Below are 24,449 nucleotides of genomic sequence, written 5' to 3' on the forward strand. Positions count from 1 at the left end.
TTAACATTTTAGAACAGCTTGTACAGCCCTTTTCAAAATAATTAAACTCTACATTTGTAGAATTAATATTTTTATTCTATGTTTGTAGAATAACAATTCAAAATTTTGCACCATGCAGTTGTCAAAATCCGAGGAAGAGCTGATGAACATCGTTTGGAAATTAAGGAAAGCCTTTATGAAGGATCTTTTGGATGCCTACCCGGAACCCAAACCGGCCACAACCACGGTTGCAACACTTTTAAAACGGATGACGGACAAAGGGTTTGTTGCCTACAACAATGTTGGCAGAAGCAGGGAGTATTATCCCTTGGTGAAGAAGAAGGACTATTTCTCCAAACATGTGAACGGACTCATCAAAAACTTTTTTAATGATAGCGCCACCCAATTTGCATCATTTTTTACCCAAGAAACCAATTTGAGCAAAGCCGAATTGGAAGAACTGAAGAAATTGATCGATAACGAAATCAAAAAGAAGTAACCATGCTACCGTTTCTTGTAAAATCGACCGCTTGCCTGGCCATTTTTCTGGTCTTTTATAAACTAGTGTTGGAAAATGAAAGTATGCACCATTTCAAACGCTTTTATCTGCTGGGAGCGCTTTTGGCATCAATTATCATTCCCAATATGGTCTTTGTGGAGTATGTGGACATGGCACAAAACGATGCAGTCCCCACTTCGATTTCAGATTTCAACAATACGATAACCCCTTTAGCAGAACCACTAACGGATGCTGCCGAAATGGAATGGCGCGAAATTCTTTGGAGCATTTATTTTTTGGGCGTTTTGGTATTTGCCTTTCGGTTCATCAAAAATCTAGGGCAAATTTGGCTGCGCATCCGCCAGAACCCAAGATTCAAAGACCATTTTATTACCCGGGTATTATTGGCGCAACAACTGCCGCCCCATACTTTTTTCAACTTTGTTTTTTTGAACAAAAACCAATTTGAAGCTCAAAAAATTCCTGAAGATGTAATCCTTCACGAGGAAACGCATGCAAAACAAAAACATAGTCTCGATATTTTGCTGATCGAACTGGCCCAAGTGGTTTTTTGGTTCAACCCGTTGATCTATCTCTTAAAATCCTACATCAAATTAAACCATGAGTTTTTGGCGGATCGGGAAGTCGTCAATAGACACAGGAATCCATCAGCTTATCAAAACACTTTATTGTCGTATTTATCACACGATAGTTTTGGAACATATCAGTCGACCGGCATTGCCAATGCCATTAATTATTCATCAATCAAAAAACGTTTTACAGTCATGAAAACAAACACATCAAGAAAATCAATTGTATGGAGAAGCCTGTTGGTTCTTCCATTAACGGCTTTATTGCTATCGGGATTTGCCGAAAAGCGTCAAATTGAAATCGATAATTCTGCTGACCAAATTATTGGTTTGGAAAGTAACGTTTCTCCATCCGATTTGAAAATCTACAACCAATTGGCCAAAAAATACAATGCCGTGCCCATTGCTAAAAGGGTAATTCCCTTAAAAGATCTGAAAGTGTTGGAAAGCATTTATGGCAATATGGACAATATACAAAAGGAGAATGCAGCACCATTTCCCGAGTGTTTGCCAACCAACAAAATGCAACAGCAAAGCGCTTCCCGGGAAGAAATGAAAGAGTACAATGCGTTGGCCAAAAAGTACAACGACATGGATCAAAGCCACATGGTCATCAACAAAAAAGAGGTAATGCGGTTAAAAGTGCTGTATGGCAAAATGTCCAAAAAGCAACAGGAAGATGCAGAGTCGTTTCCCAACTTCCCCCCTCCACCACCAGCTCCGGACGCCACCAAACCCCCGATGCCGCCCTCGGCAACTAAAAATGTAAGCGAAATACAGCCCAACCTACCCCCTGCACCCCCTGCTCCGCCAATACCCAAATCCCCAATGGAGCACGTCAAGGAAATGGCCGCGAAGGGAGCAACCTTCTGGTACAATGGCAAAGAAATTACTGCCAAGGAGGCGATCAAGGTGCTTCAGAACAATCGTAAAATTAACATAGACTCCCGGGAATCGAATGGAGAACATCCTGTTGTTAAGCTATCCAACCAACCCATTGTAATCGAAAACTAGGGTCCTTCAGTTCCAAATAATGTTAAAAGCCCCATAATTGGGGCTTTTTATGTAACAAATACCCCAAAACCACGTTCTAATACCCTATCAATCAAAGAGAACACGATTATGCTACAACGTTTTTTTATTTTTTGTTCCGGTGCCGATACCGACATTTTAAAAACCTGTTCCAATGGAGAGCAGAACAAATATGCGGGCATCGGGGCCACTGTATTCTTTACCGCCGTAATGGCATTTATTGCCAGCGGCTATGCCCTATTCACTGTTTTTGACAACATCTACACCGCCATCTTTTTTGGATTGATCTGGGGACTGTTGATCTTCAATTTGGACCGATACATAGTTTCCACCATCAAGAAACGGGACAACATTAAAAGTGAAATTTTTCAGGCGACCCCGCGAATCCTTTTGGCCATCATTATCGCCGTGGTGATTTCCAAGCCTTTGGAGATGAAAATTTTTGAAAAGGAAATCAATCAGGTATTGCTGGAGGAAAAAAACAGCATGACTTTGAACAACAAGGAACAATTGGCCTTGCAATACACCCCAAAAATGGAAAGCCTGAACCAGGACATTGCCAACCTAAAAGGGGAAATTGCCACCAAAGAAGCCGAAACCAACGCTTTATACGATACCTATATTTCTGAAGCGGAAGGAACGGCAGGCACAGGCTTGTTGGGCAAAGGACCCGTGTACAAGGAAAAACGGGAAAAGCATGATGCCGCCTTGGCGGAGCTCAATGCCCTAAAAGAAGCCAATGCTGCCAAAATAGCTGGCATTGAAGCACAAATTGCGGCCCTTGAAACTGATTACAACTCGGCTGTAACCAACTCCCAACCCATTATCGATGGTTTTGATGGACTCATGGCCCGTATCAACGCCTTGGGTAAATTACCTTGGTTTCCTTCCTTTTTTATTTTTTTGTTGTTCCTGGCCATTGAAACGGCCCCGATCATTGCCAAACTGTTGGCACCCAAAGGGGAGTACGATTTCAAATTTGAAGAACAAGAAAGTGTGGTGGCCACATGGGTGACCCAGAAAGTGGAACAACGCAAATTGTTGTTGGCTACCGATGGCGAGATCAACGAACAAATTTACGCAGACATCAAAAACGAGGAGGAACTGTACCGCTATAAAAAGCAAAAAGCCGAGGAATTGTTGCGACTTCAGGCCGACTCTTTCCACAATGTTCAGGTAAAGGGCTTATAGCCAAAATTGAGCCCAAAACCCAATTATCTTACTAGGTTATCAATTTAAAAAAGATGTCCATCCATTGGCGATGGAATTTTAACCGGAAAAACCCTAACTTCACTCCTGTCTGCCGACAGGCAGGTATCAGTCGATATAATTCACTTTGTACTGAGCGCAGCCGAAGTATTGAAACGAATCATATCTTTAATGTTGTGAGTGCTCTGAAAAAATTGGAACTAATCAAAAAAATACAAGTTTGTAATGGTCTGGATGATATTCCAGATTTTAAAGCCATCAAATCACTTGAAAGAGGAATTGAATGGAAAATTGTATTTGGTAATAAGATTAAATCAAAAAGAGAAAAAATTGGTGGTCAATGGAAATTTGAACATCCTGAATTCCAAATTGCAGTTCATACAATTGAACCTGAAATAAATATTGTCAAGTTAATTACGGACAAAGAAATCGAGGAACACCAAGAGTTCTTTGTAAAATGCGCAAAGGATTATCGGAATTTAGCAACTAAACTGATAAATGAATTTGCTGAAAAATATAACGTAAAAATTGACCCTGAATACCCAATGAACACTCTACGTCATACTGAGAAGTTCGGATATAAGCCAGTTGGACAAATGAACGGATGGAGATATGCTTTTCATGGAATACATTGTGGGTTAACCAATAATAAAACTGGACAACGAATTGAAATTCCTTTGACTTACGGATTGGAATTCGGACAACTTGACCCTTATTTTTTTACAGGATTTATTAAGTCGACTAAAGAATATCTGCCTTTGCCAGTTGAAATCTACTGTGATTATGCTGAGGGTAGGAGAATTTTAGAAAAAATGGTGGAAATTGGAAAATTCGAATACGTGAATTCTAATTGGCCAAATGAAAAAGGAATTGTTGTTACCGATAGAGAAAAAGTTGAAGTTAAAGTTTATAACCCAGATAAAGAAATGGAAGAAGAAAGTCTACGCCCAACAATGTATAAAAGAAATGGCGGGGATAATGCTAAATTGAAAACTAATGCAAACAATAAACAACGGTCATGGTGGAAAAAATTGTGGTCTTAAATCCGCCACTACTCTTATACTAACCGATAAGTGTAATTCCTTTTTTTGGCTTACTGTAAAGCACCAGTACATCCGCTGTGACTGAACATCAAAAAGCACCATTTGGCGACTCTAATCCACAATCCCCATATGTTTTAAGAGAAAGGAGGCATTCATGTTCTGGCAGATACCCTCTTTAAATTTGTAGTCAAAGTAGAGTTCGTCATTTTTGATCTGGGCATCGAAATAGCGGTTTTCCACATGGGGCAACACATCCGCAAGGGTGCAAAGACTTAGGTCGTGGGTGGCTATCAAGCCAGTGGCCCCGGCGCGCACCAAGCGTTCCACAAACTTTTTGGAACCTTCGGCCTTGTCCACACTGTTGGTCCCTTTAAGGATTTCATCCAGAATGACGAAACAATCCCCTTTTTCCAATTCCTCGACGATGAATTTCAATCGTTTCAATTCGGCATAGAAATAGGAGGTTTCATCCGTCAAAGAATCCGAGGAACGCATGCTGGTCAACAATCGTACCGGAGCATATTTTACATCTTTCCCTAACACCGGCAACCCCATATTGGCCATCACGATCTGCAGTCCAACAGCGCGAAGAAAGGTACTTTTTCCGGCCATGTTGGCTCCAGTCACAATACAAAAACGGCCTTTGTCAATGGAAAAATCGTTTAACACATTTTTGATTGGGGCAATCAAGGGGTGTCCCACCGCTCTGGCCCGTAAAACCCCTTTGTCATCCACAATTTTGGGGAAAGTATGATCGGGGTGGTTAAAGGCATAGTTGCCCAAACAGTTGTAGGCATCAAAAAAGGCAATGGCCTCGAACCAACCCTCTACCCGATGTCCGTATTTTGCCACCCAATCCTCCACCTGATAGGCAAAGTACAAACTCCAAAGCATGAATCCTTGGCCAAGCATCAGCACCAACAAATTGTTTTGTTGGTCCAACATCGCCATGTGTTGTGTGAAACGCTTTAAAACCTTAGAAGTTTTTTGCCCATCCAACAGTAGTTTTTCCTGCTGTTCTTTCAATACATCCGACTGAAATGTTTGCTGTTCCAACTCCAAAATGAGCCTTTGGTATTGATCGATGGTATCCTGCACCTTTGAAATGGCGGTTGAGAATGCCACTATCTTTTTTGCCTTGGAACCTACCAATAATAACCCGAACAAATACCAATATAAGATCAGGACTTCGGGTATTTGGCCCATGACCCCAAACACCACTATTAAAATGGAAATCAATGTAAAGACAGGAGCGCCAAATTTTATCCATTTAGGAAGAAAAGGCTTGTGCCCTTTTAACCAATTGGAAACCACGCTGTGCGATACCTCAGGTCTGGTTCCCCCTGCCAAGGCCCAAAAACGCTGTCGCCATTCGGGAAGCTGGGCCAATTCCTTTATGGCCTCTTGTTTTTGGGGTATGTTTTTGGGTCGATCACTCAATAATAGTCCGGCCAAAATACCACTACCTTGATCAAGGGCCGTTCTGTTCAGGTATTGGTAGAAGGAACCTCTTCCGAACAGATCCAAGTCTTGTGCAAAGGGATGTTCCGGCTCCAAAAACTCCTTTCCATTCGGCAAATGATGAAATTTTCGCTCGAGTACGGACAATTCGGTTTCATTGATTTGGATCAACCGCTCCAAATATCCCTTTTCGGATTTCAGATTGGCAAAACGTGCAACCAGCACCAAGAAAAGTGATAAACCCAAAGGTACCAACCCCCATAACCAAACAGAACCCCACAGTAAATAAATGCTACCCACAAGTCCCAAAAAAACGAAGAGCCGCAACGTGGCCAAAAGGGCCAGCCTCTTTTTTACCTGCTGCAGCTGTTGACGATATTTGTTCCTTTGCGAAGTATAAAATTCCAGTTGTTGCTCCATGTAATTTTTAGCCAAGATCCGCTAATTGTTGTTTGAGTTTTTTGGTAAGGCTGCCCACAATCAAGTCATAGGAATGATCTATCAATTCGGCAACCAATTGTGGTGGCAATTGTTCGTAATACAACGTGTTCCAATGTACCTTGCTCATGTGGTACCCAGGTGTTATCAATCTATCATACTGTTCCCGAAGTTCCTCCGATTTTTCCGGATCACATTTCAGGTTGCATTGCGGGGGCATCCGCTCTAAAGGTACCAAGGCGAACATTTTACCCATTACCTTGAACACCAAGGTATCGGCATCAAAAGGAAACTCTTCCGTTACTCCCTTTTTTGCCAAACACCGCAGACGGAGTTCTTCGACATTCATTTTTAAAGACCTTCAGAATCGTACACAATGACCTTTTCCCACAAATCTTCACACTCGTTGATGAAGACCAAATGGGGCGCTTCTACCTGGTATGCTGCCTGCGCTTCCGCCGAATCAAAAGATAAGATCAAGGAATAGGTGAACGAGTCGTCCACCACAGCCCGGATGGCTTTGGGCGGTTTCCCGATAAACTTGGTTTTGGCATATTCGGAATTATCCAAGAACTTTTGCAAGGAGGCCTCGAACTTTGCCCGATCTGCTTTGCTATCCGGATTTTTCAACCAAAAATAAACCACGTGGGCAAAGGCGTGGTCAAAGGTTTGCTCTTTGCTTTGCGAAAAGCCAACTGCTGTGATCATACCCATCAACATTAAAGTCAAAAACTTGATTTTCATATTTATTCTTCTATAAATTGTTTTTCACGATTTGATATTTCCAAGGCGGAGTAGTCCAATTTCCAGCCAATGGTCTCCACGATTTTTTCCACGACAAAGACAGCTTGCAACGCTTCTTTCCGTGCAGTTTCCATCAATCCACTTTCTGGGATCTTGTTTTTGATATGTTCCTTTGCTTCTTGATTAAGCTGGGTAAGGTCTGTCGGTGAAAAGCTGTTGAAAATCCCGTTTTTGATATCATAGAACTGCAGATCGGGCTCAATCGACAACACTTCCGGTTGTGGAAAACGGCTTAAAATGATTTTTCGGTTTTCGTTATCGGCCTTAAGTTCCAGTTTATTCAGGTCGTACCCGATATGTGCCTTGGCCTTAATGACGATCAACGCCTTTTTCTTGCTTCGGAAAAGGCTCATAAAACTGTCCTTGGTGTTCTCGTAGTGGTAGATTTCAGCAAAATCCCCTTCCACAGAGACCAATTTGTACACACTGCGTATTTTTTCCAATAGTACCGTGGACTGCTGTAAGGTTACTTCTTTGTTTCGCTTTTTACGGAACAGGGAGAACATCCAATACATCAGAATGGCACCAAGAACAAGTCCAAGAATGGTATCTACAACTTCTCCCATCTCAATTTCCAATTTCCCCTAAATGGGTGTATTTAAATCCATTGTCATATTTTAAGCCGTATCCTAGGGCGCGGTCAAACGAAGAGTGCGAAAACAGGATGATTCCTGCCAACTGCAGAACGGGCAATGCAATGTACGTCCCCGTCAAATACACCAAAATAGCGATTCCCTTATGGTGAAAAAGATTGTAAGTGGCCGCCCCTACCTTATTGCCGAACAAATAGCCCAACATGCCAATATCTGGGACCAGCAACAGTACCACAAACCACCACCAGGCAAAATCCAGTTGATCAAACAGATAGATGCCCAACGCCAACATCATTACCTCTTCCAATTTAATGATCGTCTTCATCATTCCTCAATTTTATAGAGCACCGGCCGGCTTGGGCTGGCATCGTTCTCGAATGGTGCAACCTGCAAGTCCAAAAAATAGGTGCCATCGGTGACGGGATTGGGCACAAATATAAATTCGGTGATCGTGGCCTTTTTGCGTCGCTTCCCGTTCATGTTCCAGAAAGCTTTGTGGGCCAAAAGTTCACCATCATCCTTTTCCTTGTCCACGGAAGGCAGATCGATGAGCAAATGGTCCACACCCTTTTGAACCAAATAGTGGGTAGCCTCTTCCAGCAAATAGGGTGGGTTGGAATCGGAATATTGTCTGAACTTTTTATCGCTTAGGTTGGGAATGGTCCGAATCACCACTGCTTGCCGTTTTTTGTTGCCCAAGGCATATTTCAATTGCTTTTCGGATATGACAAAATCACCGTTCAGCTGCTCAGGGGCCACTGTGATCAACTCGGCCAGACAAAAAAACTTTTTAAGGCTTTTGTTCACCGAATGAAACTCTTCCGTGATATGCCCCAAACATTCGGTATGGGTTACGTGTGAGTGCGGGTTGAACCAGATATCGTTAAAGTTTACTGGCGCGCCTTCGGCTACACTGCCCACAAAATCCCCTTCTTTGTGCGGTTGGATGGTGGGAGGACCCAAATACCAAGCGTTCACATTGTTTTGTGCCCCGGTCAACGGGATGGAAATATCCAATGGTTGGGACAGGTCGATCTTATAATTTCGGGAGTTATGTTTTATGGTCGCAATCATAATCCCAAGTTAACCATAAATAAATCCGAAGCAATTCCATCGGCCAAAAACTTTCCTTTTTTGGTGGTCTTCAGCACGTCTTCATCCCACTGCAAAAATCCTTGTTCGACAAACTTGGCGGCTTGAATTTCCAGATACTTGAGATAATTTGGGCCAAAGTCATCTTCAATGGTTTTTAGTGGTACGCCCCAAATGGTACGAAGGCCCGTCATCACAGATTCGTTGTAACGATCAATAGTGGTAAGGGTTTCCACGTCACTGGGCAAGACCCCTTCCTTTATTTTTTTGATATAGGTGGGGTTGTTACGCACGTTCCAACTGCGATGCTCCCCATCAAAAGAATGTGCGGACGGACCTATCCCGATGTATTTTTTACCCAGCCAATAGGAGGTATTGTTTTGGGAAAAATAGCCCGGTTTGCCAAAGTTGGAGATTTCATAGTTTACAAATCCATGGGCTTCCAAAATGTCCACCAACATATAGAATTGCTCTTGGGCCTGTTCATCATCCACATTGGGCACAACCCCTTTTTCAATGAATTTTTTGAGTGCGGTCTTGGGCTCCACCGTTAAGGCGTAGCTTGAAATATGGGGCAAACCCAATTCCAGTGCTTTTTGGATGTTGGCTTCCCACCGGGCATTGTCCATTCCCGGAATCCCGTAGATCAAATCAATGGTGATGTTATCAAAATATTCCGTGGCCTCTTGAATGCTTTGTTCCGCTTCACTCGCGTTGTGGGCACGGTTCATCAGCTTCAGATCTTCATCAAAAAAGGATTGGATGCCGATGCTGAGACGATTAATTCGACTTTTGGACAATTGGATGATTTGATGGCTGGACAAATCGTCCGGATTTGCTTCCAAGGTGATTTCTGGGTAATCAATTACTTTGTAATGGTCATAAACGGTTTGGATCAAGCGTTCAATTTCTTCAGTCGTTAAAACCGAAGGAGTACCACCCCCAAAATAGATGGTCTCCAGAGTATCTTGCACCTCATCCTTCCGCATCTTTATTTCCTTCACCAATGCATCGACCATGGCCTCCTTTTTTCCCGTTTGGGTGGAAAAATGAAAGTCACAATAATGGCAAGCTTGCTTGCAAAAAGGCACATGAATATAAACGCCACTCATTCAATTAACAATTAGCAATAAACAAGGTACAATTATCAATCATTTGGCAATCGGATATCTGATATCTGATGTCTGACATCAGATTTTGACTGTTTATTGTTTATTGAGCTTATCCGGATTTTGTTTGACGAAGGCTTCCCAACCGGTGTAGCTCTTACCTACCTCTACCCTACCTTCATTGTAAAAATGGCAAACAGCAGCTGCAAGTCCATCGGTACTATCCAAATTTTTGGGAAGGGATTTCAATTTTAAAACACTTTGAAGCATTTTGGCCACTTGCTCTTTGCTTGCATTTCCATTTCCGGTTATGGCCATCTTGATTTTTTTGGGCATGTACTCCGTGATTGGAATCTGGCGGGATAGCCCCGCCGCCATGGCCACCCCCTGGGCACGGCCCAATTTGAGCATGGACTGCACATTTTTTCCATAAAAAGGGGCCTCAATGGCAATTTCATCGGGGTGGTAGGTATCGATGAGCTCTATGGTCCGCTCAAATATAAGCTTGAGCTTGGTATAGGGATCTTCATATTTTTTGAGCAGCAATTCGTTCATCTGTACAAAGTGCATCTGTTTGTTGATCACTTTTATGATGCCAAAACCCATGATGGTGGTTCCGGGGTCTATCCCCAATATGATTTTTTCTGTTGCCAAAGTTCAATTGGTGTTTAACAAGAGTGGGAGCCTAAACCGAAGACTCACTGGATTCCCTCTTTTCAAGGCCGGGGCCACTGTGGTCAAATCGTTCAAACGTGCCGTTATTTTTGCGTTGAAATCGGCTATTTCATTGAGCACGGAAGTCTTTTCCTCCACATTGAGTACCGAGATGAAACCATGTTCATCGATCAAAAAATCAACGTAGACCGTATCATTCAAATCGTGCTGTACCTGAAATTTGAGTCCGGACAACGCTTTCGAGAAGGTATCGATCATTACGGTTTGGAAACATTGTTTTTGGGCCTCCTTAACGGCCAATTCGTCACAACTATCGAAGTGGGGATATTGGTCCACATCGTTCCAATCGATGGCTAAAAGTTCCTCGTTGACCAATTTTTGGGCCTTGTCCTCTTTGGACTCAAAAAGCTCGCACGAAGCGAGCAGCCCTACAAAAAGTGACATCCACAAAAACTTCCGCATAACAGCCCCTAGAATTTGGCTGAAATTACGACATTTTAAAGAAATTAATTGCCCGCGTAGTGTATTTCCTCCTTAATCTCAGAAACGCGTTTCAGCACCCGTTCCTTTAAAAATGGCGGTAGATCGGGATATAGGTCCAACAACCGTTCAAAATAGGGTAACCTTGTTTTGGGGTCCTTGAAGTATTCATCGGCAAGAACGCAGACCTGATAATAATTGTATGGATTCTCCTTGTTTTCTTCCCACGCCATTTTGTAGTACGCCATCGATTCCTTGGTCTTGTTTTGAAGGCGGGCAATGCGGCCCAGATCGGCATATTCCTTTTCAAAGGTTTCGGTGCGTTCTTCGATGGATTTTTTGATATATACCTGGGCACTGTCCAACTGTTTGTCCTGCATAAACGCTTGCCCCATTCCCAAATAGGCTTCGGCCAAATAACCAGGCACTACAGACAACATTCGATAAGCTTCAACGGCTTTTTCGTTTTCGTAGCTACGGTAATAACTGTGTGCCAATCGTTCCAAAACAAAAGGCCTATCCTCTCCCAACGCGATCAACTTTTCAAACCAGGGAATGGCTGGTTGGTACTGCCCATTGTTGAAATAGGCCTGTGCCTTAAGGTTGATCATGGACACATCATTTTCATAAAACCGAAGTCCTTGATCCACATAGACCAACGCAGAATCCCTAATTTCCTGCCCCACAAAATACTTTCCAAGGGAATAGAGACTGCGCAAATGGGTACTGTCCAGAGCAACTGCTTTTCGGAAAGCTTCATTGGCCTCTTCTTGCTTAAGGGAGTTTTCCAAAGTGCGACCCAAGTAGTAAAAATATTCCGGGTTCTGTTGGTTCTCCACAATCAAAGTGTTGAAGGCCTCCAGTGCAGGTTGGTAATTTTTGGTTTTGAGCAGGAGTTTACCGAACTCGAACCGGGCAATCTCCATATTGGGGTAACTTTTAAGGGTGGCCTCGTATTGGGCCAATGCCTTATCGAAGTTCCCGACGGCATGGTACGCACGGGCAATCTGAAGACTGGCTTGCGCATTGCCTTCTTTGGCATATTCGTTTATGGCTGCCGCATAATTGCCCATGGTGTACAGACTGTCGGCAACGGACAAAGCCGATGACTGGGCACCGGCTTGTAATGATATCAACAAAAAGAGAACAAGGATTTTTTTCAATGTTTTTTTACTTCAATTTAAAGGTTATTGGAACAGAAAACGGAACATCTACTGCCTGACCTTGATGTTTTCCCGGTTCCATTAAAGGTAATCGACTTACTATGCGCTTCGCCTCTTCTTCCAATAACGGATCAGGACCTTTTGTTCTAATATCTTTAATGGTGCCATCTGCTCCAATGATAAATACCATATTCACTTTTCCTTGAATTCCCTTTTCTTGCGCCTCCTTGGGATAGTTGAAATGCTTGCGAATATGCTGAAATATCTGCTCTTGAAAGCAAGCTCTTTTATCCTCAACATTTACACAACCAGGAAAAACTGGCACCTCATCTATGGTAGCGAAAGGAACTAATTCAACATTGGGATTATTCATACCCGTTGTAACAGTCCAACCATTTACATTTTGGGGAGATTCATTTATTTTTTTTACCAATGTTTGGGTGATTTTCATGATGCTTTCCCTCTCATTGGGTGTAAGTGAATCCATAGATTCAATTTCCTTGTTCAATATGGTCAACTTTGCTTCCAAGGTTTCATTCTCTGATACTTTTACAGGTTCAGGTACTTCTGATTCACAGGAAGTATACACCAACATCCCCAATACCAAGGGCAACAACAATACATACTTTAACTGCCAAACGGCTTTCGAACGTTTTTTTTGTAACATGACTATTCGTTTTTTGATTAATGATTTCGTAAAAAATTGATTGACGAAACTGATGCGTTGCGTGCTGAACGCTTCGGACAACAGGATTTCAAAATGTTCTTTTTTATTGTGCTTCACGGCCTGGGCATCTGCAATGAACTCGTGCAGTTCGGCCATGCGGTTTTGGTACACATATACCAGCGGATTGAACCAAAAGACAATACGGGCCAATTCAAATAAGAGCAGGTCCAAGGAATGGTGCTGCCGTACATGCACCAATTCGTGGGCGATGATGTTGGCCTCCTTATCCTTTCGGATTTCCGCTCCCAAAAAAATGTTCCTAAAAAAAGAAAAGGCCAATGCGCTTTCCTTTACGGTGACTTTGGTGAACTCCGGGAATTGGTCCACGATCCCTTGGCGACGAAGTTGCGCCAACTGAAACAGTTTTTGTCCAAACCAAAAAGCTGCCACCGCAGCACCGATTGCCATTACCCAAAAATACCAGGGCATGATCGACCAAAAAGAAGCTTCGGTGCCTTCCGGTCCCAAAACCAACCCGTCCAATTGGTTCAGGTAAACGGTAGCGGTTCCCAATTGTTCCGGCATACTGGATTTTAGAGCTTCCACTTTTATCCACGGCAGCACCAAACTCAACCCGAAGGTGGCCAAAAGGTAGAGTCGGTTCCATTGAAAAAAAGTTTCTTTCTTTAGAAAAAGGTCGTAGGCCAACAAAAAGACCAACTGAAATGCCAAGGTTTCCAAGATATAGGTAATCATTTTTCTTCCTCTTTAATGTTTTTCATGATTTCTTCCAGTTCCTTCAGGCTGATGTCGTTCTTCTTCATAAAAAAGGACACCATACTTTTAAACGACCCTTGAAAGTAGCCATCCACCAAGGTGTTGATGCGTTGGTTGCTATATTCTTCCTTCTTTACCAAAGGAAAGTATACATGCCCCTTCCCTACTTTTTCATGTGAGACAAAACCTTTGTCCTCCAAAATCCTGACAATGGTGGAAACCGTATTGTAGGCCGGCTTGGGTTCGGGCAATTCATCCAAAAGTGAGGCTACATTGGCTTTTTTTAATTGCCAAAGCAATTGCATTACTTCTTCTTCCGCCTTGGTGAGTTGTTTCATTTTTCAACTAATTTTTTAGTTCATTATGAAACAAATATAACTAAATATTTAGTTTAAACTAATTTTTTAGTTAAAAAATATCCCTTGGAGTGAAAAGGTCTGATAAACAACTCTTAAACCTTCCTACAATTTCATTTTAATGCGATACCTTTAAAAGCATTGCACATACAAACACACATCGTATGAATCGAAGATTTTTATTTGGCATGGTCGGTCTTGGTCCGTTGGCCTTGCTCTCTGCCAAAATCCCATCCTTGGACAATCCCCTTGTGGCCAATCTTGTCAAAAGATGGAAACAGTCCCAAACCTATACCTTGGCCATTCTGGATGCCATGCCTTTGGAACAATTGGAGTTTAGACCTTCACCCGAACAGATGAGCTTTGCACAACATTTTATGCACTTGGGATTTACCAACAATAGTTTTATCGGTATTCTGATCGATCCCAAAACCTATCCCGACTTTGATGCAATGATGAAGGCCGATTTTTTATTGGAACGTCCGGACCCGATTAACCTATTTCAACCGGACGTTTTGGTAAAAAGGTCGCCCGAAGTCAACAAAACCCTCGTGGCAAATTACCTGAACACCACCTTTGATTTTGTGATTTCCAGTTTACAAACGCTTACTGATAATGACCTCAGCAAAGGATTGGAAAAGGAAAAACCATGGTATCTTGCCGGTCACACCAACCTCGATTTGATACTTCGGGGAGAAAGCCATACTGCACATCACAGGGCGCAGGCAATCACCTATCTGCGTATGAACGATATTAAACCTCCTGGCTATTCCAAACTCAATGTTTTTTAATGTACGGGCGTAACAAATCAGTAGTAAATTTGTCTAACAGTAAAATAGAACCATGGACATTGCCTTATTGATTTTGGGATTCTTGTTGATGTTGGTCGGCATCTTGGGCAGTTTTTTGCCTGTTTTGCCCGGGCCTCCCATCAGCTGGGTGGGTCTGCTGCTGCTGTACCTGACCAAGGCCGTGCCCGATAACTGGTGGGTGTTGGCCATCACCTTTGTGATTGCCATCACCATTACTATTTTGGATTATGTAATCCCAGCCATGGGCACCAAACGTTTTGGTGGCAGCAAGGCAGGTATGTGGGGCACCATTGTTGGACTTTTGGTGGCCATTTTTGTACCTATTTTCGGTCCACTTGGTATTATTATCTGGCCCTTTATTGGGGCCTTGGTGGGGGAATTATTGAACAAAACCCATCAAAAAACCGCCATGAAGGCGGCTTTTGGTTCTTTTTTGGGATTCTTAACGGGCACCTTTATGAAATTTGTGGTGACTGTTTTCTACGCCATAATTTACGTGTACATCACCATAAAATATGCGGGAGATCTATTTAGCTTTTCCTAATCCAACCACTCCACTTTTTCGGAAATGGGTTTTCGGGCCGATGGTTCCACTTCTCCATCATAATTGCCCATATATAAAAAGCCTAGGCAACGCTCCCCTTCGTTCAGGTCGAAAAATTCGCCCATAAACTTGATGAGCCCAGGAGAAGCCCAGTAACAGCCAATGCCCAATTCGGTACAGCACAACCACATATTCTGGACTGCCATCGCCACGGAGGCCACTTCTTCCCACTCGGGCAAACTTTCCATGGGATCCCGTTGCATGCAAATGGCAATGGCCGCTGCCGAACGCACGGCATTGTCTTCCAATTTTTTGATGGTCACCTGTTTGGGTTTGGGATCCACCTCTTGGTATTTTTTGGACAAAAACGCACCCATTTCATCCTTCTTTTTACCTGTTAGCACCTTAAAGCGCCAAGGCTCCGTTTTCTTGTGCGTAGGTGCCCAATTGGCTGCTTCCAAAATTTTTTCGAGGGTAGCTTTATCGATGGGTTTATCGTTGTATTGAACGGGAAAAATACTCCGTCTTTTGGCAATAAGGTCAAAAATCATAGCATCATATTATGTTGAGTCCCAAAGTTACTCTTGAAAAAGTTGTTCTCATAATTTTAGGAGCAAATCCATGCAATTTTGGAGGGCCGGGTTGCGATTGTCGCTTTTCCAAACCATGGAGAGCACAGCCCGTTGTTTGATGTTCTTCATTTCAATGAACTTTACTTTCATCTGAAACCCATGCTGCAATGTCGTGGGCACTATGGCAATGCCCAGTTTGTTCTCCACCAATTTAAAAATGGTCTGCGCGTGTACCGATTTGTGCGAAACATTCGGAACAAAGCCACGGTCTTCACAAATACTGAGCACGGTATCGTAGTACATGGGACTATAATCCTGGGAAAACAGAATGAAATCCTCGTTGGCCACTTGTCCAATATGTTTAAAATCCCTTTCATCCAAAGGATGATCCTCTGGTAAAACCAAGGAAAAGGTGTCCTCAAAAACCGATTTTACTTCAAGTCCTTTGGGTACCCGAGCCAACCGCACAAACCCCAAATCGAGTCGATCGGCCAAAATGGCATTGATCTGTGACCGGTTCGACAATTCTTCCAATGTGGTATGCACTCCTGGGAATTTTTCTTTCAATTGCAACAACAGATCGGGAACCACACTTTGCATGGCCGATCCTAAAAATCCGATGCGCACCTCACCCATTTGTCCACTACCGATAAGTTTCACCTGTTTTTTGGTCTGGTCCAAGTGGTTCAGGATAAATTCCACTTCTTTTTTCAAATAGGCACCTGCCGGCGTTAATTGCACTTTTTTCTTGTCACGCACGAACAGTTGTGTCCCCAATATTTCTTCCATCTGTTTGATCTGGGTGCTCAGTCCGGGTTGGGATATAAACAATTTTTCCGCCGCCTTTCGATAGTGCAGTTCTTCGGCGACGGCCAAAAAATAAATGAAATGTCGGAGTTCTATTTGATAATTCATACTTATTGATTATTACAAAAATAAGTATTGGTGATTATTAAACCAATGTTCTAATTTTAGGTTCAAAAGAAATTTACAGCCATGCCCAAGACTTTTCGATTTGGAGAGGACCACTTAACCGCAGGTATTGCCCTGGGATTGGCCCGTGGCACCGTTACAGGAACATTCACTGATGAATGCCTTAAAAACGTGAATGCCAGTTACCAACGCGTACAACGCATTGTGGAAAAAGGTCACACGGTATACGGCATCAATACAGGATTTGGTCCCTTGTGCAACACCAAGATTTCGAAAGAGGACACCAAAATCCTCCAATCCAATATACTACAGAGTCACAGTGTGGGGGTGGGCACGCCCATTGCCACCGAATTGGCAAAGGTGATGCTGATCCTAAAAATTCATGCCTTGGCCAAAGGGTTTTCCGGCATTGCCGAAAGCACCTTGCAACGTATGCTCTGGCATTTGGAAAACGATGCCATTCCCGTAGTTCCCAGTCAAGGTTCGGTGGGGGCATCCGGTGATCTGGCTCCGCTTTCCCATTTGTTTCTGCCATTGATTGGATTGGGCAAGGTGGAGTATCAAGGAAAGACCATTACTACCAAAGAACTCTTTCAAAAAACCAGTTTGCTACCATTGGAACTGGGACCCAAAGAAGGGCTTGCCCTGATCAATGGCACCCAGTTTATCGCTGCACATGGGGTTTTGGTAGTGCAGAAGCTGCAACATTGCTTAAAAAATGCCGACATTATCGGTGCCATGATGATCGAGGGGCTGCAAGGATCCATGAAACCCTTTTATGAGGAATTGCACCAGTTGCGCCCGTTTAAAGGCAACCAACATGTGGCCGGTAGGATCCGCACCCTATTGCAGGGCTCCGAAATCTTGGAAGACCATATCGATTGCGAACGGGTTCAGGACCCTTACTCTTTACGTTGTATTCCCCAAGTGCACGGCGCATCGCGAAATGCTTGGCTACACTTGAAGGAATTGCTGGAAATCGAGCTCAACTCCGTGACCGACAATCCAGTGATCATTGACGATGAGCTCACCATAAGTGGTGGAAATTTTCACGGGCAACCGTTGGCCATGGCCTTGGATTATGCCGCTTTGGCCGCTTCAGAAATCGGAAATATTTCGGACCGTCGTATCTATCTGGCTTTGGAAGGCAACAGCCCCGGAGTACCAAAACTGTTGATGAAGGACACGGGCATCAATTCAGGTTACATGATTCTGCAGTATACCTCAGCCGCATTGGCCAGTGAAAACAAAAGCTTGTGTTTCCCGGCAAGTGCCGATAGTATTCCCACTTCCTTGGGGCAGGAAGACCATGTGAGCATGGGATCCATCAGTGGGAGAAAGGCATTGCAGATCATAGAAAATGTTGAAAAGATCCAAGCCATTGAACTGCTTACCGCAGCCCAAGCATTTGAATACAGAAAACCCCTGAAATCGGGCATCGTATTGGACGAAATCCATCAATACCTTCGTACCAAGGTTGCGTTTGCCGAAAACGATCGGGTTTTTGCGGATGATATTGAAACGGGCATTAACATGCTTCAGAACCGTGAAATCATCTCCTTGGTGGAAACCGTGATGCAAGAGAAAAATCTGGAATGGGAAACACCCCATATTGAAGAATTTGACACGTATTGATATGAAACCACTTTTAATAGGACCCTTTACCCAATTATTGCCCATGACAGGACTGCCCTTAAAAGGCGCCTTGAAGGACGAACAATTGCCCATCATTGAAAACGGTGCAATTTTGGTGCACGAAGGAAAAATTTTGAAAGTCGGAACTTTTGAAGATCTGAAATCCGAGGATGCGGATATCCATCAAATTCAAGGTGATGCCGTGTGTCTCCCCGGATTTGTGGATTCACATACCCACATCTGCTTTGCAGGAACCCGAGCCAGGGACTATGCCTTCCGAAATGCCGGGAAGACCTATTTGGAAATTGCGAAGGCCGGGGGTGGCATCTGGGACACGGTGACCCAAACCCGAAAGGCTTCCGAGGAAGCATTGGTGCAAGGTATCGTTTCAAGAAGTAAGAAGCATCTGAAAAACGGAATCACTACCATTGAGGTTAAAAGTGGTTATGGCCTTTCCGTGGATGAAGAACTTAAAATGCTCCGTGCCATCAAAAAAGCCAATGCAACCGTTTCGGCCACTTTGGTGCCTACTTGCTTGGCGGCACACATGAAACCGAAGGACTGGAATCAGGATAAGGCCTATCTTGACGAAATCATTAACACTCTTTTCCCCATCATCAAGTCTGAAAACTTGGCACAACGGGTAGATGCCTTTGTGGAGGAAAGTGCTTTTTCCCCCGAAGAGATCAAACCCTATTTTCAAAAAGCCAAGGACATGGGATTCGACATCACCGTACATGCCGATCAGTTTACCATTGGCGGAAGCCAGGTGGCCGTAGATTTTGGTGCCGTGAGTGCCGACCATTTGGAAGCCAGCACCGAAAAGGAAATCCAGTTGTTGGCCAAAAGCAACACCATTGCCACTGCCCTTCCGGGAGCATCACTTGGTTTGGGTTGCGCCTACACGCCAGCGCGTAAAATTTTGGATGCCGGCGGCGCCCTGTCCATTGCCAGCGACCACAATCCGGGTTCAGCCCCCATGGGCGACCTGTTGACCCAAGCCAGTATTTTGGGCACGTTCGAGAAGCTATCAAACACCGAGGTTTTGGCAGGAATCACCTTTAGGGCAGCTGCGGCATTGCGCATGGCCGATCGAGGAAAACTGGCATCGGGAACTTGGGCCGATTTTGTTGTGTTCCCTACAAATAATTATCAGGTAATCACCTATCATCAAGGCCAATTGAAACCCAGCCAAGTCTGGAAGAAAGGGGAACCTATCCACCAAAACGATTGATCATGACTTCGACATTGACTGCATTTCATAAACAAATACTGCAGGGAATCCCTAACGAACTCCCTAAAAAGAAACCGTATCCCAAAAATGGAAATCCAGCACCGAAACGCAAAGATATTTTGTCCCTAGAAGAGAAAAAGCTGGCGGTGCAAAATGCATTGCGCTATTTTCCGGAAGCTTGGCACAAAGAATTGGCCCAGGAGTTTGCCGAGGAGTTAAAAACATTTGGTCGGATCTACATGCATCGTTTTAAGCCGGACTATAAAATGCAGGCCCGACCCATTTCCGAATATCCTGCCAAAACCAAACAGGCTGCCGCCATTATGCTGATGATCCAAAACAATTTGGACCCTGCAGTGGCACAGCACCCTGAGGAGCTGATCACCTATGGTGGCAATGGGGCCGTTTTCCAGAACTGGGCGCAATATCTGCTCACTATGCAATATCTCGCCCAAATGACCGAGGAGCAAACATTGCACATGTATTCAGGTCACCCCATGGGGCTGTTTCCATCACACAAAGAAGCTCCTCGCGTGGTGGTCACCAATGGTATGATGATTCCTAATTATTCCAAACCGGACGACTGGGAGCGCTACAATGCGCTTGGGGTTACCCAATACGGGCAAATGACGGCAGGCTCGTACATGTACATCGGTCCGCAGGGCATTGTACATGGAACGGCAATTACGGTGATGAATGCCTTCAGAAAAGTATTGGCCAAAAATGAATCCCCCGAAGGAAAGGTGTTCCTGACCGCAGGCTTGGGAGGCATGAGCGGGGCACAACCCAAAGCCGGTAACATTGCCGGATGCATCACCGTTTGTGCAGAGGTAAATCCGGAAGCTGCCAAAAAACGACACGAGCAAGGTTGGGTGGACGAATTGTTGGTGGACCTACAACTATTGATGGTCAGGGTGAAGGAAGCCATTGCCAACAACGAAGTGGTTTCGCTGGCCTACATCGGCAATGTGGTGGATGTTTGGGAGCATTTTTATGAAGAAGGCATTTTTGTGCATTTGGGATCCGACCAAACCTCCTTGCACAATCCGTGGGCAGGAGGGTATTATCCCGTTGGGCTCTCCTTTGAAGAATCCAATGCACTTATGGTGGAAAATCCGGAAGCGTTCAAGGAAAAAGTACAGGAATCCCTTCGCAGACAGATCAACGCCATTAACAAGCACACTTCAAAAGGCACCTACTTTTTTGATTATGGCAATGCCTTTTTGTTGGAAGTTTCCCGTGCAGGTGGCGATGTGATGTCCGAAAACAATATCGATTTTAGATATCCTTCCTACGTGCAGGACATTTTGGGACCCATGTGCTTCGATTATGGTTTTGGACCCTTCCGATGGGTGTGCACCTCGGGCAACCCAAAAGACCTACAAAAAACCGATGCCATTGCCCTTGAAGTGATGAGAAACATCAAAGCGGAAGCTCCTGAGGAAATTCAACAGCAGATGCAGGACAACATCAAATGGATTTCCGAAGCGGAACAAAACAAATTGGTGGTGGGATCACAGGCAAGAATCTTGTACGCCGATGCCGAAGGGCGAAGCAAAATAGCCGATGCCTTCAATACGGCCATTGCCGAGGGTGAAATCAGCGCTCCGGTGGTGTTGGGCCGAGATCATCATGATGTAAGCGGCACGGATTCGCCCTTTCGGGAGACCAGCAATATTTATGACGGCAGCAAGTTCACCGCAGACATGGCCATCCAAAATGTGATCGGCGACAGTTTTAGGGGCGCCACTTGGGTATCCATCCACAACGGTGGGGGCGTTGGCTGGGGTGAAGTGATCAACGGTGGCTTCGGCATGGTGCTCGACGGCTCCGAAGAAGCATCCATCCGATTGAAGCGTATGCTGTTCTTCGATGTGAACAATGGCATATCTCGAAGAAGCTGGGCTCGGAACAAAGAAGCTCGGTTTGCCATAGAACGGGAAATGGAGCGTACTCCAAATTTAAAAGTAACTTTGCCCCATCTGGTCAAGTCGGAACTATTGGACAACCTTTTTTAATGTCATGAAACACTACGAACCCCCGAAAAAGGATCTTTGGAGCGGACGGATTTCCAACAAATGGCTGTACTTGCACGAAAAAGTACATTGCACCCCCTTGAATGAAATGCCGGAAGCCCAGAAAAAGTCCATTGTGTTATTGGGGTATGCCTGTGATGCCGGTGTCCACCGTAATCAAGGGCGTGTTGGTGCCGTGGACGGACCCGATGTGATCAAAAGCAGTTTTGGCAAAATGCCCAACCATTTGGCCAGTCATGTGCTCTTGCACGATGCGGGTTCCATCACTTGTGCAAACAGCGATATGGAAGCTTCCCAAAGTCAACTTGCGGAGGCGGTTTGTACCCTATTGCATAAAAAACAGTTTCCTATTGTGCTGGGTGGTGGTCACGACATGGCCTATGGCCATTATTGTGGCATTAAGCAATATCTGGATGCCAAAAAACAGGGACAGTCCATCGGTATCATTAATTTTGATGCCCATTTCGATCTGCGAAAAAAAACGGACCAAGGCAATTCCGGAACCCCATTTTATCAAATTGCCAAAGAGTGCCGGCAAGAAGGCATCGATTTCAATTACCTCTGCCTCGGAATCCGTAGGGATGCCAACGACCGGAACCTTTTCCAAACGGCCAAGGATCTCGATGTAATTTATGTGATGTCAGAGACCTTCCAGCCCGCTTTTTTACAAGAAATCACCACTTTTATCAATGCATTTGCCAAAAATGTGGACCATATTTATGTGACCATCGATTTGGATGGTTTTTCTTCAGCCTTCGCCCCGGGAGTAAGTGCCCCTTCGCCCATGGGTTTCACCCCGCACATCGTTCTGGAATGCTTAAAAACCATTATTGCCTCAGGAAAACTCATCAGTTTGGATATTGCCGAGATGAACCCCAGATTTGATATTGACGGGCAAACCGCCAAGTTGGCCGCTTCTTTGGTGCACTACGTGGCGCATGCGGTTTCAGGAAGTTGACAGTGTTTCAAATTGTCATTCTGAACGGAGTGAAGAATCTAATGCGTGGAATGGTTTGACACGCCTGTCTGCCGCAGGCAGGAATTTCACTAATACTTTGTATGGTCAAATTGATGCCTTTTATAAGGAGAAGATTCCGCTTTTCAGCGGAATTTGTTCGACCTAAGTTTTGAACTGGTTCAAAACCGGTCTCACAAACAAAAAAAGCCTTCCAAACGGAAAGCCTTTCATTGGCGAGCATCCTTCGATGCTTCAACCTGATTCCAATCCTTAAGATCGGAATCCAACACAACGGGACAAAGATATGGTGATTTTTCCGGAAAAAACAACTGTGGATTTTGTTTGTATTATTTTTTGGATTATTTCCTTTTTTTTGGATTTATTCCATAATTTAGTCTTCATCTTCGGCTAAACATGAAAAAGACAATTTTGCACTTGGACCTGGACACATTTTATGTGTCCGTGGAACGCTTGATCAACACAGAACTCAAACACAAGCCCTTATTGGTAGGGGGCACGAGCGACCGTGGTGTAGTGGCTGCCTGCAGCTACGAGACCCGTGGATTTGGCGTGCATTCCGGCATGCCCATGAAAATGGCCAAGGAACTTTGTCCCGAGGCCGTGGTGATCCGAGGGAATGCCGGCACGTACAGCAAATATTCAGATACGGTCACGGAGATCATCAAAGAACATGTGCCCGTTTTTGAAAAATCGAGCATTGATGAATTCTATGCCGACCTCTCGGGCATGGACCGCTTTTTTGGCTGCTACAAATATGCTACGGAGATGCGGCAAAAGATCATTCGGGAAACCGGACTCCCCATTTCCTTCGGGCTGTCGGTGAACAAGGTGGTATCCAAGGTGGCCACCAATGAGGCAAAACCCAACAACCAACTTAAAATAGACTTTGGCCTGGAAAAACCGTTTTTGGCTCCCCTTTCCATCAAAAAAATTCCCATGGTGGGCGACAAAACCTATCAAACCCTAAGAAATTTGGGCATACGACAGGTAAGGACCATTCAGGAAATGCCCATGGATATCATGCAGCGGGTGCTGGGCACCAATGGAACTGTAATTTGGAAAAGGGCCAACGGCATAGACAACACCCCCGTGATTCCCTTTCACGAACGAAAGTCCATTTCTACGGAACGTACCTTTGACAGGGATACCATTGATGTGGTCAAACTGAAAGGCATCTTGGTCGCCATGACGGAAAACCTGGCCTATCAATTACGGCGTGGGGATAAATTGACGGCCTGCATTGCTGTAAAGATCCGCTATTCCGATTTCAACACCTATTCCAAGCAACTCCGCATTCCCTATACCAGTGCAGACCATGTGCTCATTCCTAAAATTTTGGACCTGTTCAACGGTCTGTACAACAAACGGATGTTGGTGCGGTTGATCGGCATCCGGTTCAGCCATTTGGTGTCCGGCAATTACCAGATCAACCTTTTCGAGGATACGGAGGAGACCCTGAACCTATACCAAGCCATGGACTATGTAAGAAACCGATTTGGGAATCGGAGCGTGTTGCGCGCCTCGGCCATGGGTGCCAAGACCATCGGAAGCATGCACAACCCTTTTAATGGGGAACCGCCCGTGGTATTGGCCCATAGAAAACAGTAGTCAGACCTGAGACCGCTACGCTGTTAGACACAAGATACAAGACGACCACTGGATATAAACCAAACTTAAATCGAGAGGTCATTTAAATTCAAAATATACAAGTCGATCTCGCCTCTCGACTCCGCTCGC

Annotated in this window: 25 protein-coding genes; 11 read left to right on the forward strand and 14 right to left on the reverse strand. The window is 44.4% G+C overall.

The annotated features are described in order from the left end of the window. Positions 1-112: 112 nt before the first annotated feature. The 4 genes from EO131_RS11890 (at position 113) to EO131_RS11905 (ending at position 4,352) form a co-directional block, all read left to right on the forward strand. Entirely contained in the window at positions 113-478 is a 366-nt protein-coding gene (locus EO131_RS11890; RefSeq protein WP_127022248.1) for a BlaI/MecI/CopY family transcriptional regulator, read from the forward strand. A gap of 2 nt (positions 479-480) precedes the next feature. Continuing rightward, on the forward strand, positions 481-2,082 hold the full coding sequence (locus EO131_RS11895) for a M56 family metallopeptidase (protein ID WP_127022251.1): 1,602 nt from the start codon (positions 481-483) through the stop codon (positions 2,080-2,082). A 108-nt stretch (positions 2,083-2,190) separates the two neighbouring features. Continuing rightward, a complete protein-coding gene (locus tag EO131_RS11900; RefSeq protein ID WP_127022254.1) occupies positions 2,191-3,291 on the forward strand; it encodes a DUF4407 domain-containing protein in 1,101 nt (366 codons plus the stop codon). A 53-nt stretch (positions 3,292-3,344) separates the two neighbouring features. Continuing rightward, positions 3,345-4,352: a DUF6896 domain-containing protein gene (locus EO131_RS11905; RefSeq protein WP_206512885.1), complete on the forward strand. Its 1,008-nt coding sequence runs from the start codon at positions 3,345-3,347 to the stop codon at positions 4,350-4,352. A 111-nt stretch (positions 4,353-4,463) separates the two neighbouring features. On the opposite strand, the gene EO131_RS11910 is transcribed toward EO131_RS11905, so the two are convergent. The 12 genes from EO131_RS11910 to EO131_RS11965 form a co-directional block, all read right to left on the reverse strand. Further along, positions 4,464-6,248, reverse strand: coding sequence for a MutS-related protein (locus tag EO131_RS11910; protein WP_241243835.1), 1,785 nt, complete (start codon positions 6,246-6,248; stop codon positions 4,464-4,466). After that, the gene (locus tag EO131_RS11915; protein WP_127022256.1) at positions 6,241-6,600 is read right to left on the reverse strand and encodes an MmcQ/YjbR family DNA-binding protein; all 360 of its coding nucleotides are present in this window, start codon (positions 6,598-6,600) and stop codon (positions 6,241-6,243) included. Before EO131_RS11915 ends, EO131_RS11910 begins: the two co-directional genes overlap by 8 nt. A gap of 2 nt (positions 6,601-6,602) precedes the next feature. Further along, a complete protein-coding gene (locus EO131_RS11920; RefSeq protein ID WP_127022259.1) occupies positions 6,603-6,995 on the reverse strand; it encodes a Dabb family protein in 393 nt (130 codons plus the stop codon). Positions 6,996-6,997: 2 nt separating this feature from the next. After that, positions 6,998-7,621, reverse strand: coding sequence for a DUF4230 domain-containing protein (locus EO131_RS11925; RefSeq protein WP_127022262.1), 624 nt, complete (start codon positions 7,619-7,621; stop codon positions 6,998-7,000). 1 nt (position 7,622) lies between these two features. Continuing rightward, entirely contained in the window at positions 7,623-7,973 is a 351-nt protein-coding gene (locus EO131_RS11930; RefSeq protein WP_127022952.1) for a DUF4260 domain-containing protein, read from the reverse strand. Beyond that, entirely contained in the window at positions 7,973-8,722 is a 750-nt protein-coding gene (locus EO131_RS11935) for a cyclase family protein (protein WP_127022265.1), read from the reverse strand. The genes EO131_RS11930 and EO131_RS11935 overlap by 1 nt, the downstream gene beginning before the upstream one ends. Continuing rightward, complete coding sequence (gene hemW, locus EO131_RS11940) at positions 8,719-9,852, reverse strand: radical SAM family heme chaperone HemW (RefSeq protein WP_127022268.1); 1,134 nt, start codon at positions 9,850-9,852, stop codon at positions 8,719-8,721. The genes EO131_RS11935 and hemW overlap by 4 nt, the downstream gene beginning before the upstream one ends. 93 nt (positions 9,853-9,945) lie before the next feature. Continuing rightward, positions 9,946-10,503: a crossover junction endodeoxyribonuclease RuvC gene (gene ruvC, locus EO131_RS11945; RefSeq protein WP_127022271.1), complete on the reverse strand. Its 558-nt coding sequence runs from the start codon at positions 10,501-10,503 to the stop codon at positions 9,946-9,948. A 3-nt stretch (positions 10,504-10,506) separates the two neighbouring features. After that, on the reverse strand, positions 10,507-10,986 hold the full coding sequence (locus EO131_RS11950; RefSeq protein ID WP_127022274.1) for a hypothetical protein: 480 nt from the start codon (positions 10,984-10,986) through the stop codon (positions 10,507-10,509). Between the two features lie 44 nt (positions 10,987-11,030). Continuing rightward, positions 11,031-12,167 carry a tetratricopeptide repeat protein gene (locus tag EO131_RS11955; RefSeq protein ID WP_127022277.1) on the reverse strand — a complete coding sequence of 379 codons (1,137 nt, stop codon included), beginning with the start codon at positions 12,165-12,167 and terminating at the stop codon, positions 11,031-11,033. A gap of 7 nt (positions 12,168-12,174) precedes the next feature. Further along, entirely contained in the window at positions 12,175-13,590 is a 1,416-nt protein-coding gene (locus EO131_RS11960; protein ID WP_127022280.1) for a M56 family metallopeptidase, read from the reverse strand. Further along, the gene (locus tag EO131_RS11965; protein ID WP_127022283.1) at positions 13,587-13,949 is read right to left on the reverse strand and encodes a BlaI/MecI/CopY family transcriptional regulator; all 363 of its coding nucleotides are present in this window, start codon (positions 13,947-13,949) and stop codon (positions 13,587-13,589) included. The genes EO131_RS11960 and EO131_RS11965 overlap by 4 nt, the downstream gene beginning before the upstream one ends. Positions 13,950-14,131: 182 nt before the next feature. On the opposite strand from EO131_RS11965, the gene EO131_RS11970 reads away from it, so the two are divergent. Then, positions 14,132-14,758: a DinB family protein gene (locus tag EO131_RS11970; RefSeq protein ID WP_127022286.1), complete on the forward strand. Its 627-nt coding sequence runs from the start codon at positions 14,132-14,134 to the stop codon at positions 14,756-14,758. 52 nt (positions 14,759-14,810) lie between these two features. Next, on the forward strand, positions 14,811-15,323 hold the full coding sequence (locus EO131_RS11975; RefSeq protein ID WP_127022289.1) for a DUF456 domain-containing protein: 513 nt from the start codon (positions 14,811-14,813) through the stop codon (positions 15,321-15,323). Here EO131_RS11975 and EO131_RS11980 read toward each other — a convergent pair. Then, entirely contained in the window at positions 15,320-15,874 is a 555-nt protein-coding gene (locus EO131_RS11980) for a nitroreductase family protein (protein WP_127022292.1), read from the reverse strand. The genes EO131_RS11975 and EO131_RS11980 overlap by 4 nt on opposite strands. A 48-nt stretch (positions 15,875-15,922) precedes the next feature. Next, positions 15,923-16,810 carry a LysR family transcriptional regulator gene (locus tag EO131_RS11985; RefSeq protein WP_127022295.1) on the reverse strand — a complete coding sequence of 296 codons (888 nt, stop codon included), beginning with the start codon at positions 16,808-16,810 and terminating at the stop codon, positions 15,923-15,925. A gap of 81 nt (positions 16,811-16,891) precedes the next feature. Between EO131_RS11985 and hutH the strand changes: the two genes are divergently transcribed. The 5 genes from hutH to dinB all read left to right on the forward strand — a co-directional run bounded on the left by hutH (position 16,892) and on the right by dinB (position 24,320). Continuing rightward, the gene (hutH, locus tag EO131_RS11990) at positions 16,892-18,463 is read left to right on the forward strand and encodes a histidine ammonia-lyase (RefSeq protein WP_127022298.1); all 1,572 of its coding nucleotides are present in this window, start codon (positions 16,892-16,894) and stop codon (positions 18,461-18,463) included. A 1-nt stretch (position 18,464) separates the two neighbouring features. Then, positions 18,465-19,697 (forward strand): imidazolonepropionase, encoded by a 1,233-nt coding sequence (hutI, locus tag EO131_RS11995; RefSeq protein WP_127022301.1) that lies wholly within the window; start codon positions 18,465-18,467, stop codon positions 19,695-19,697. 2 nt (positions 19,698-19,699) lie between these two features. Then, positions 19,700-21,715 carry a urocanate hydratase gene (locus EO131_RS12000; protein ID WP_127022304.1) on the forward strand — a complete coding sequence of 672 codons (2,016 nt, stop codon included), beginning with the start codon at positions 19,700-19,702 and terminating at the stop codon, positions 21,713-21,715. A 4-nt stretch (positions 21,716-21,719) separates the two neighbouring features. After that, the gene (gene hutG, locus EO131_RS12005) at positions 21,720-22,691 is read left to right on the forward strand and encodes a formimidoylglutamase (RefSeq protein ID WP_127022307.1); all 972 of its coding nucleotides are present in this window, start codon (positions 21,720-21,722) and stop codon (positions 22,689-22,691) included. Positions 22,692-23,105: 414 nt separating this feature from the next. Continuing rightward, a complete protein-coding gene (gene dinB, locus EO131_RS12010) occupies positions 23,106-24,320 on the forward strand; it encodes a DNA polymerase IV (protein ID WP_127022310.1) in 1,215 nt (404 codons plus the stop codon). The last annotated feature ends 129 nt before the right edge of the window (positions 24,321-24,449 follow it).

This window comes from Flagellimonas beolgyonensis (assembly GCF_003992615.1).
Lineage (GTDB): Bacteria > Bacteroidota > Bacteroidia > Flavobacteriales > Flavobacteriaceae > Flagellimonas > Flagellimonas beolgyonensis.

Coding starts and splice junctions, on each gene's coding strand:
- EO131_RS11890 (WP_127022248.1), top strand. CDS start 113: ATGCAGTTGTCAAAATCCGAGGAAGAGCTGATGAACATCGTTTGGAAA.
- EO131_RS11895 (WP_127022251.1), top strand. CDS start 481: ATGCTACCGTTTCTTGTAAAATCGACCGCTTGCCTGGCCATTTTTCTG.
- EO131_RS11900 (WP_127022254.1), top strand. CDS start 2,191: ATGCTACAACGTTTTTTTATTTTTTGTTCCGGTGCCGATACCGACATT.
- EO131_RS11905 (WP_206512885.1), top strand. CDS start 3,345: ATGTCCATCCATTGGCGATGGAATTTTAACCGGAAAAACCCTAACTTC.
- EO131_RS11915 (WP_127022256.1), bottom strand. CDS start 6,600: ATGAATGTCGAAGAACTCCGTCTGCGGTGTTTGGCAAAAAAGGGAGTA.
- EO131_RS11920 (WP_127022259.1), bottom strand. CDS start 6,995: ATGAAAATCAAGTTTTTGACTTTAATGTTGATGGGTATGATCACAGCA.
- EO131_RS11925 (WP_127022262.1), bottom strand. CDS start 7,621: ATGGGAGAAGTTGTAGATACCATTCTTGGACTTGTTCTTGGTGCCATT.
- EO131_RS11930 (WP_127022952.1), bottom strand. CDS start 7,973: ATGAAGACGATCATTAAATTGGAAGAGGTAATGATGTTGGCGTTGGGC.
- EO131_RS11935 (WP_127022265.1), bottom strand. CDS start 8,722: ATGATTGCGACCATAAAACATAACTCCCGAAATTATAAGATCGACCTG.
- hemW (WP_127022268.1), bottom strand. CDS start 9,852: ATGAGTGGCGTTTATATTCATGTGCCTTTTTGCAAGCAAGCTTGCCAT.
- EO131_RS11950 (WP_127022274.1), bottom strand. CDS start 10,986: ATGCGGAAGTTTTTGTGGATGTCACTTTTTGTAGGGCTGCTCGCTTCG.
- EO131_RS11960 (WP_127022280.1), bottom strand. CDS start 13,590: ATGATTACCTATATCTTGGAAACCTTGGCATTTCAGTTGGTCTTTTTG.
- EO131_RS11965 (WP_127022283.1), bottom strand. CDS start 13,949: ATGAAACAACTCACCAAGGCGGAAGAAGAAGTAATGCAATTGCTTTGG.
- EO131_RS11970 (WP_127022286.1), top strand. CDS start 14,132: ATGAATCGAAGATTTTTATTTGGCATGGTCGGTCTTGGTCCGTTGGCC.
- EO131_RS11975 (WP_127022289.1), top strand. CDS start 14,811: ATGGACATTGCCTTATTGATTTTGGGATTCTTGTTGATGTTGGTCGGC.
- EO131_RS11980 (WP_127022292.1), bottom strand. CDS start 15,874: ATGATTTTTGACCTTATTGCCAAAAGACGGAGTATTTTTCCCGTTCAA.
- EO131_RS11985 (WP_127022295.1), bottom strand. CDS start 16,810: ATGAATTATCAAATAGAACTCCGACATTTCATTTATTTTTTGGCCGTC.
- hutH (WP_127022298.1), top strand. CDS start 16,892: ATGCCCAAGACTTTTCGATTTGGAGAGGACCACTTAACCGCAGGTATT.
- hutI (WP_127022301.1), top strand. CDS start 18,465: ATGAAACCACTTTTAATAGGACCCTTTACCCAATTATTGCCCATGACA.
- EO131_RS12000 (WP_127022304.1), top strand. CDS start 19,700: ATGACTTCGACATTGACTGCATTTCATAAACAAATACTGCAGGGAATC.
- hutG (WP_127022307.1), top strand. CDS start 21,720: ATGAAACACTACGAACCCCCGAAAAAGGATCTTTGGAGCGGACGGATT.
- dinB (WP_127022310.1), top strand. CDS start 23,106: ATGAAAAAGACAATTTTGCACTTGGACCTGGACACATTTTATGTGTCC.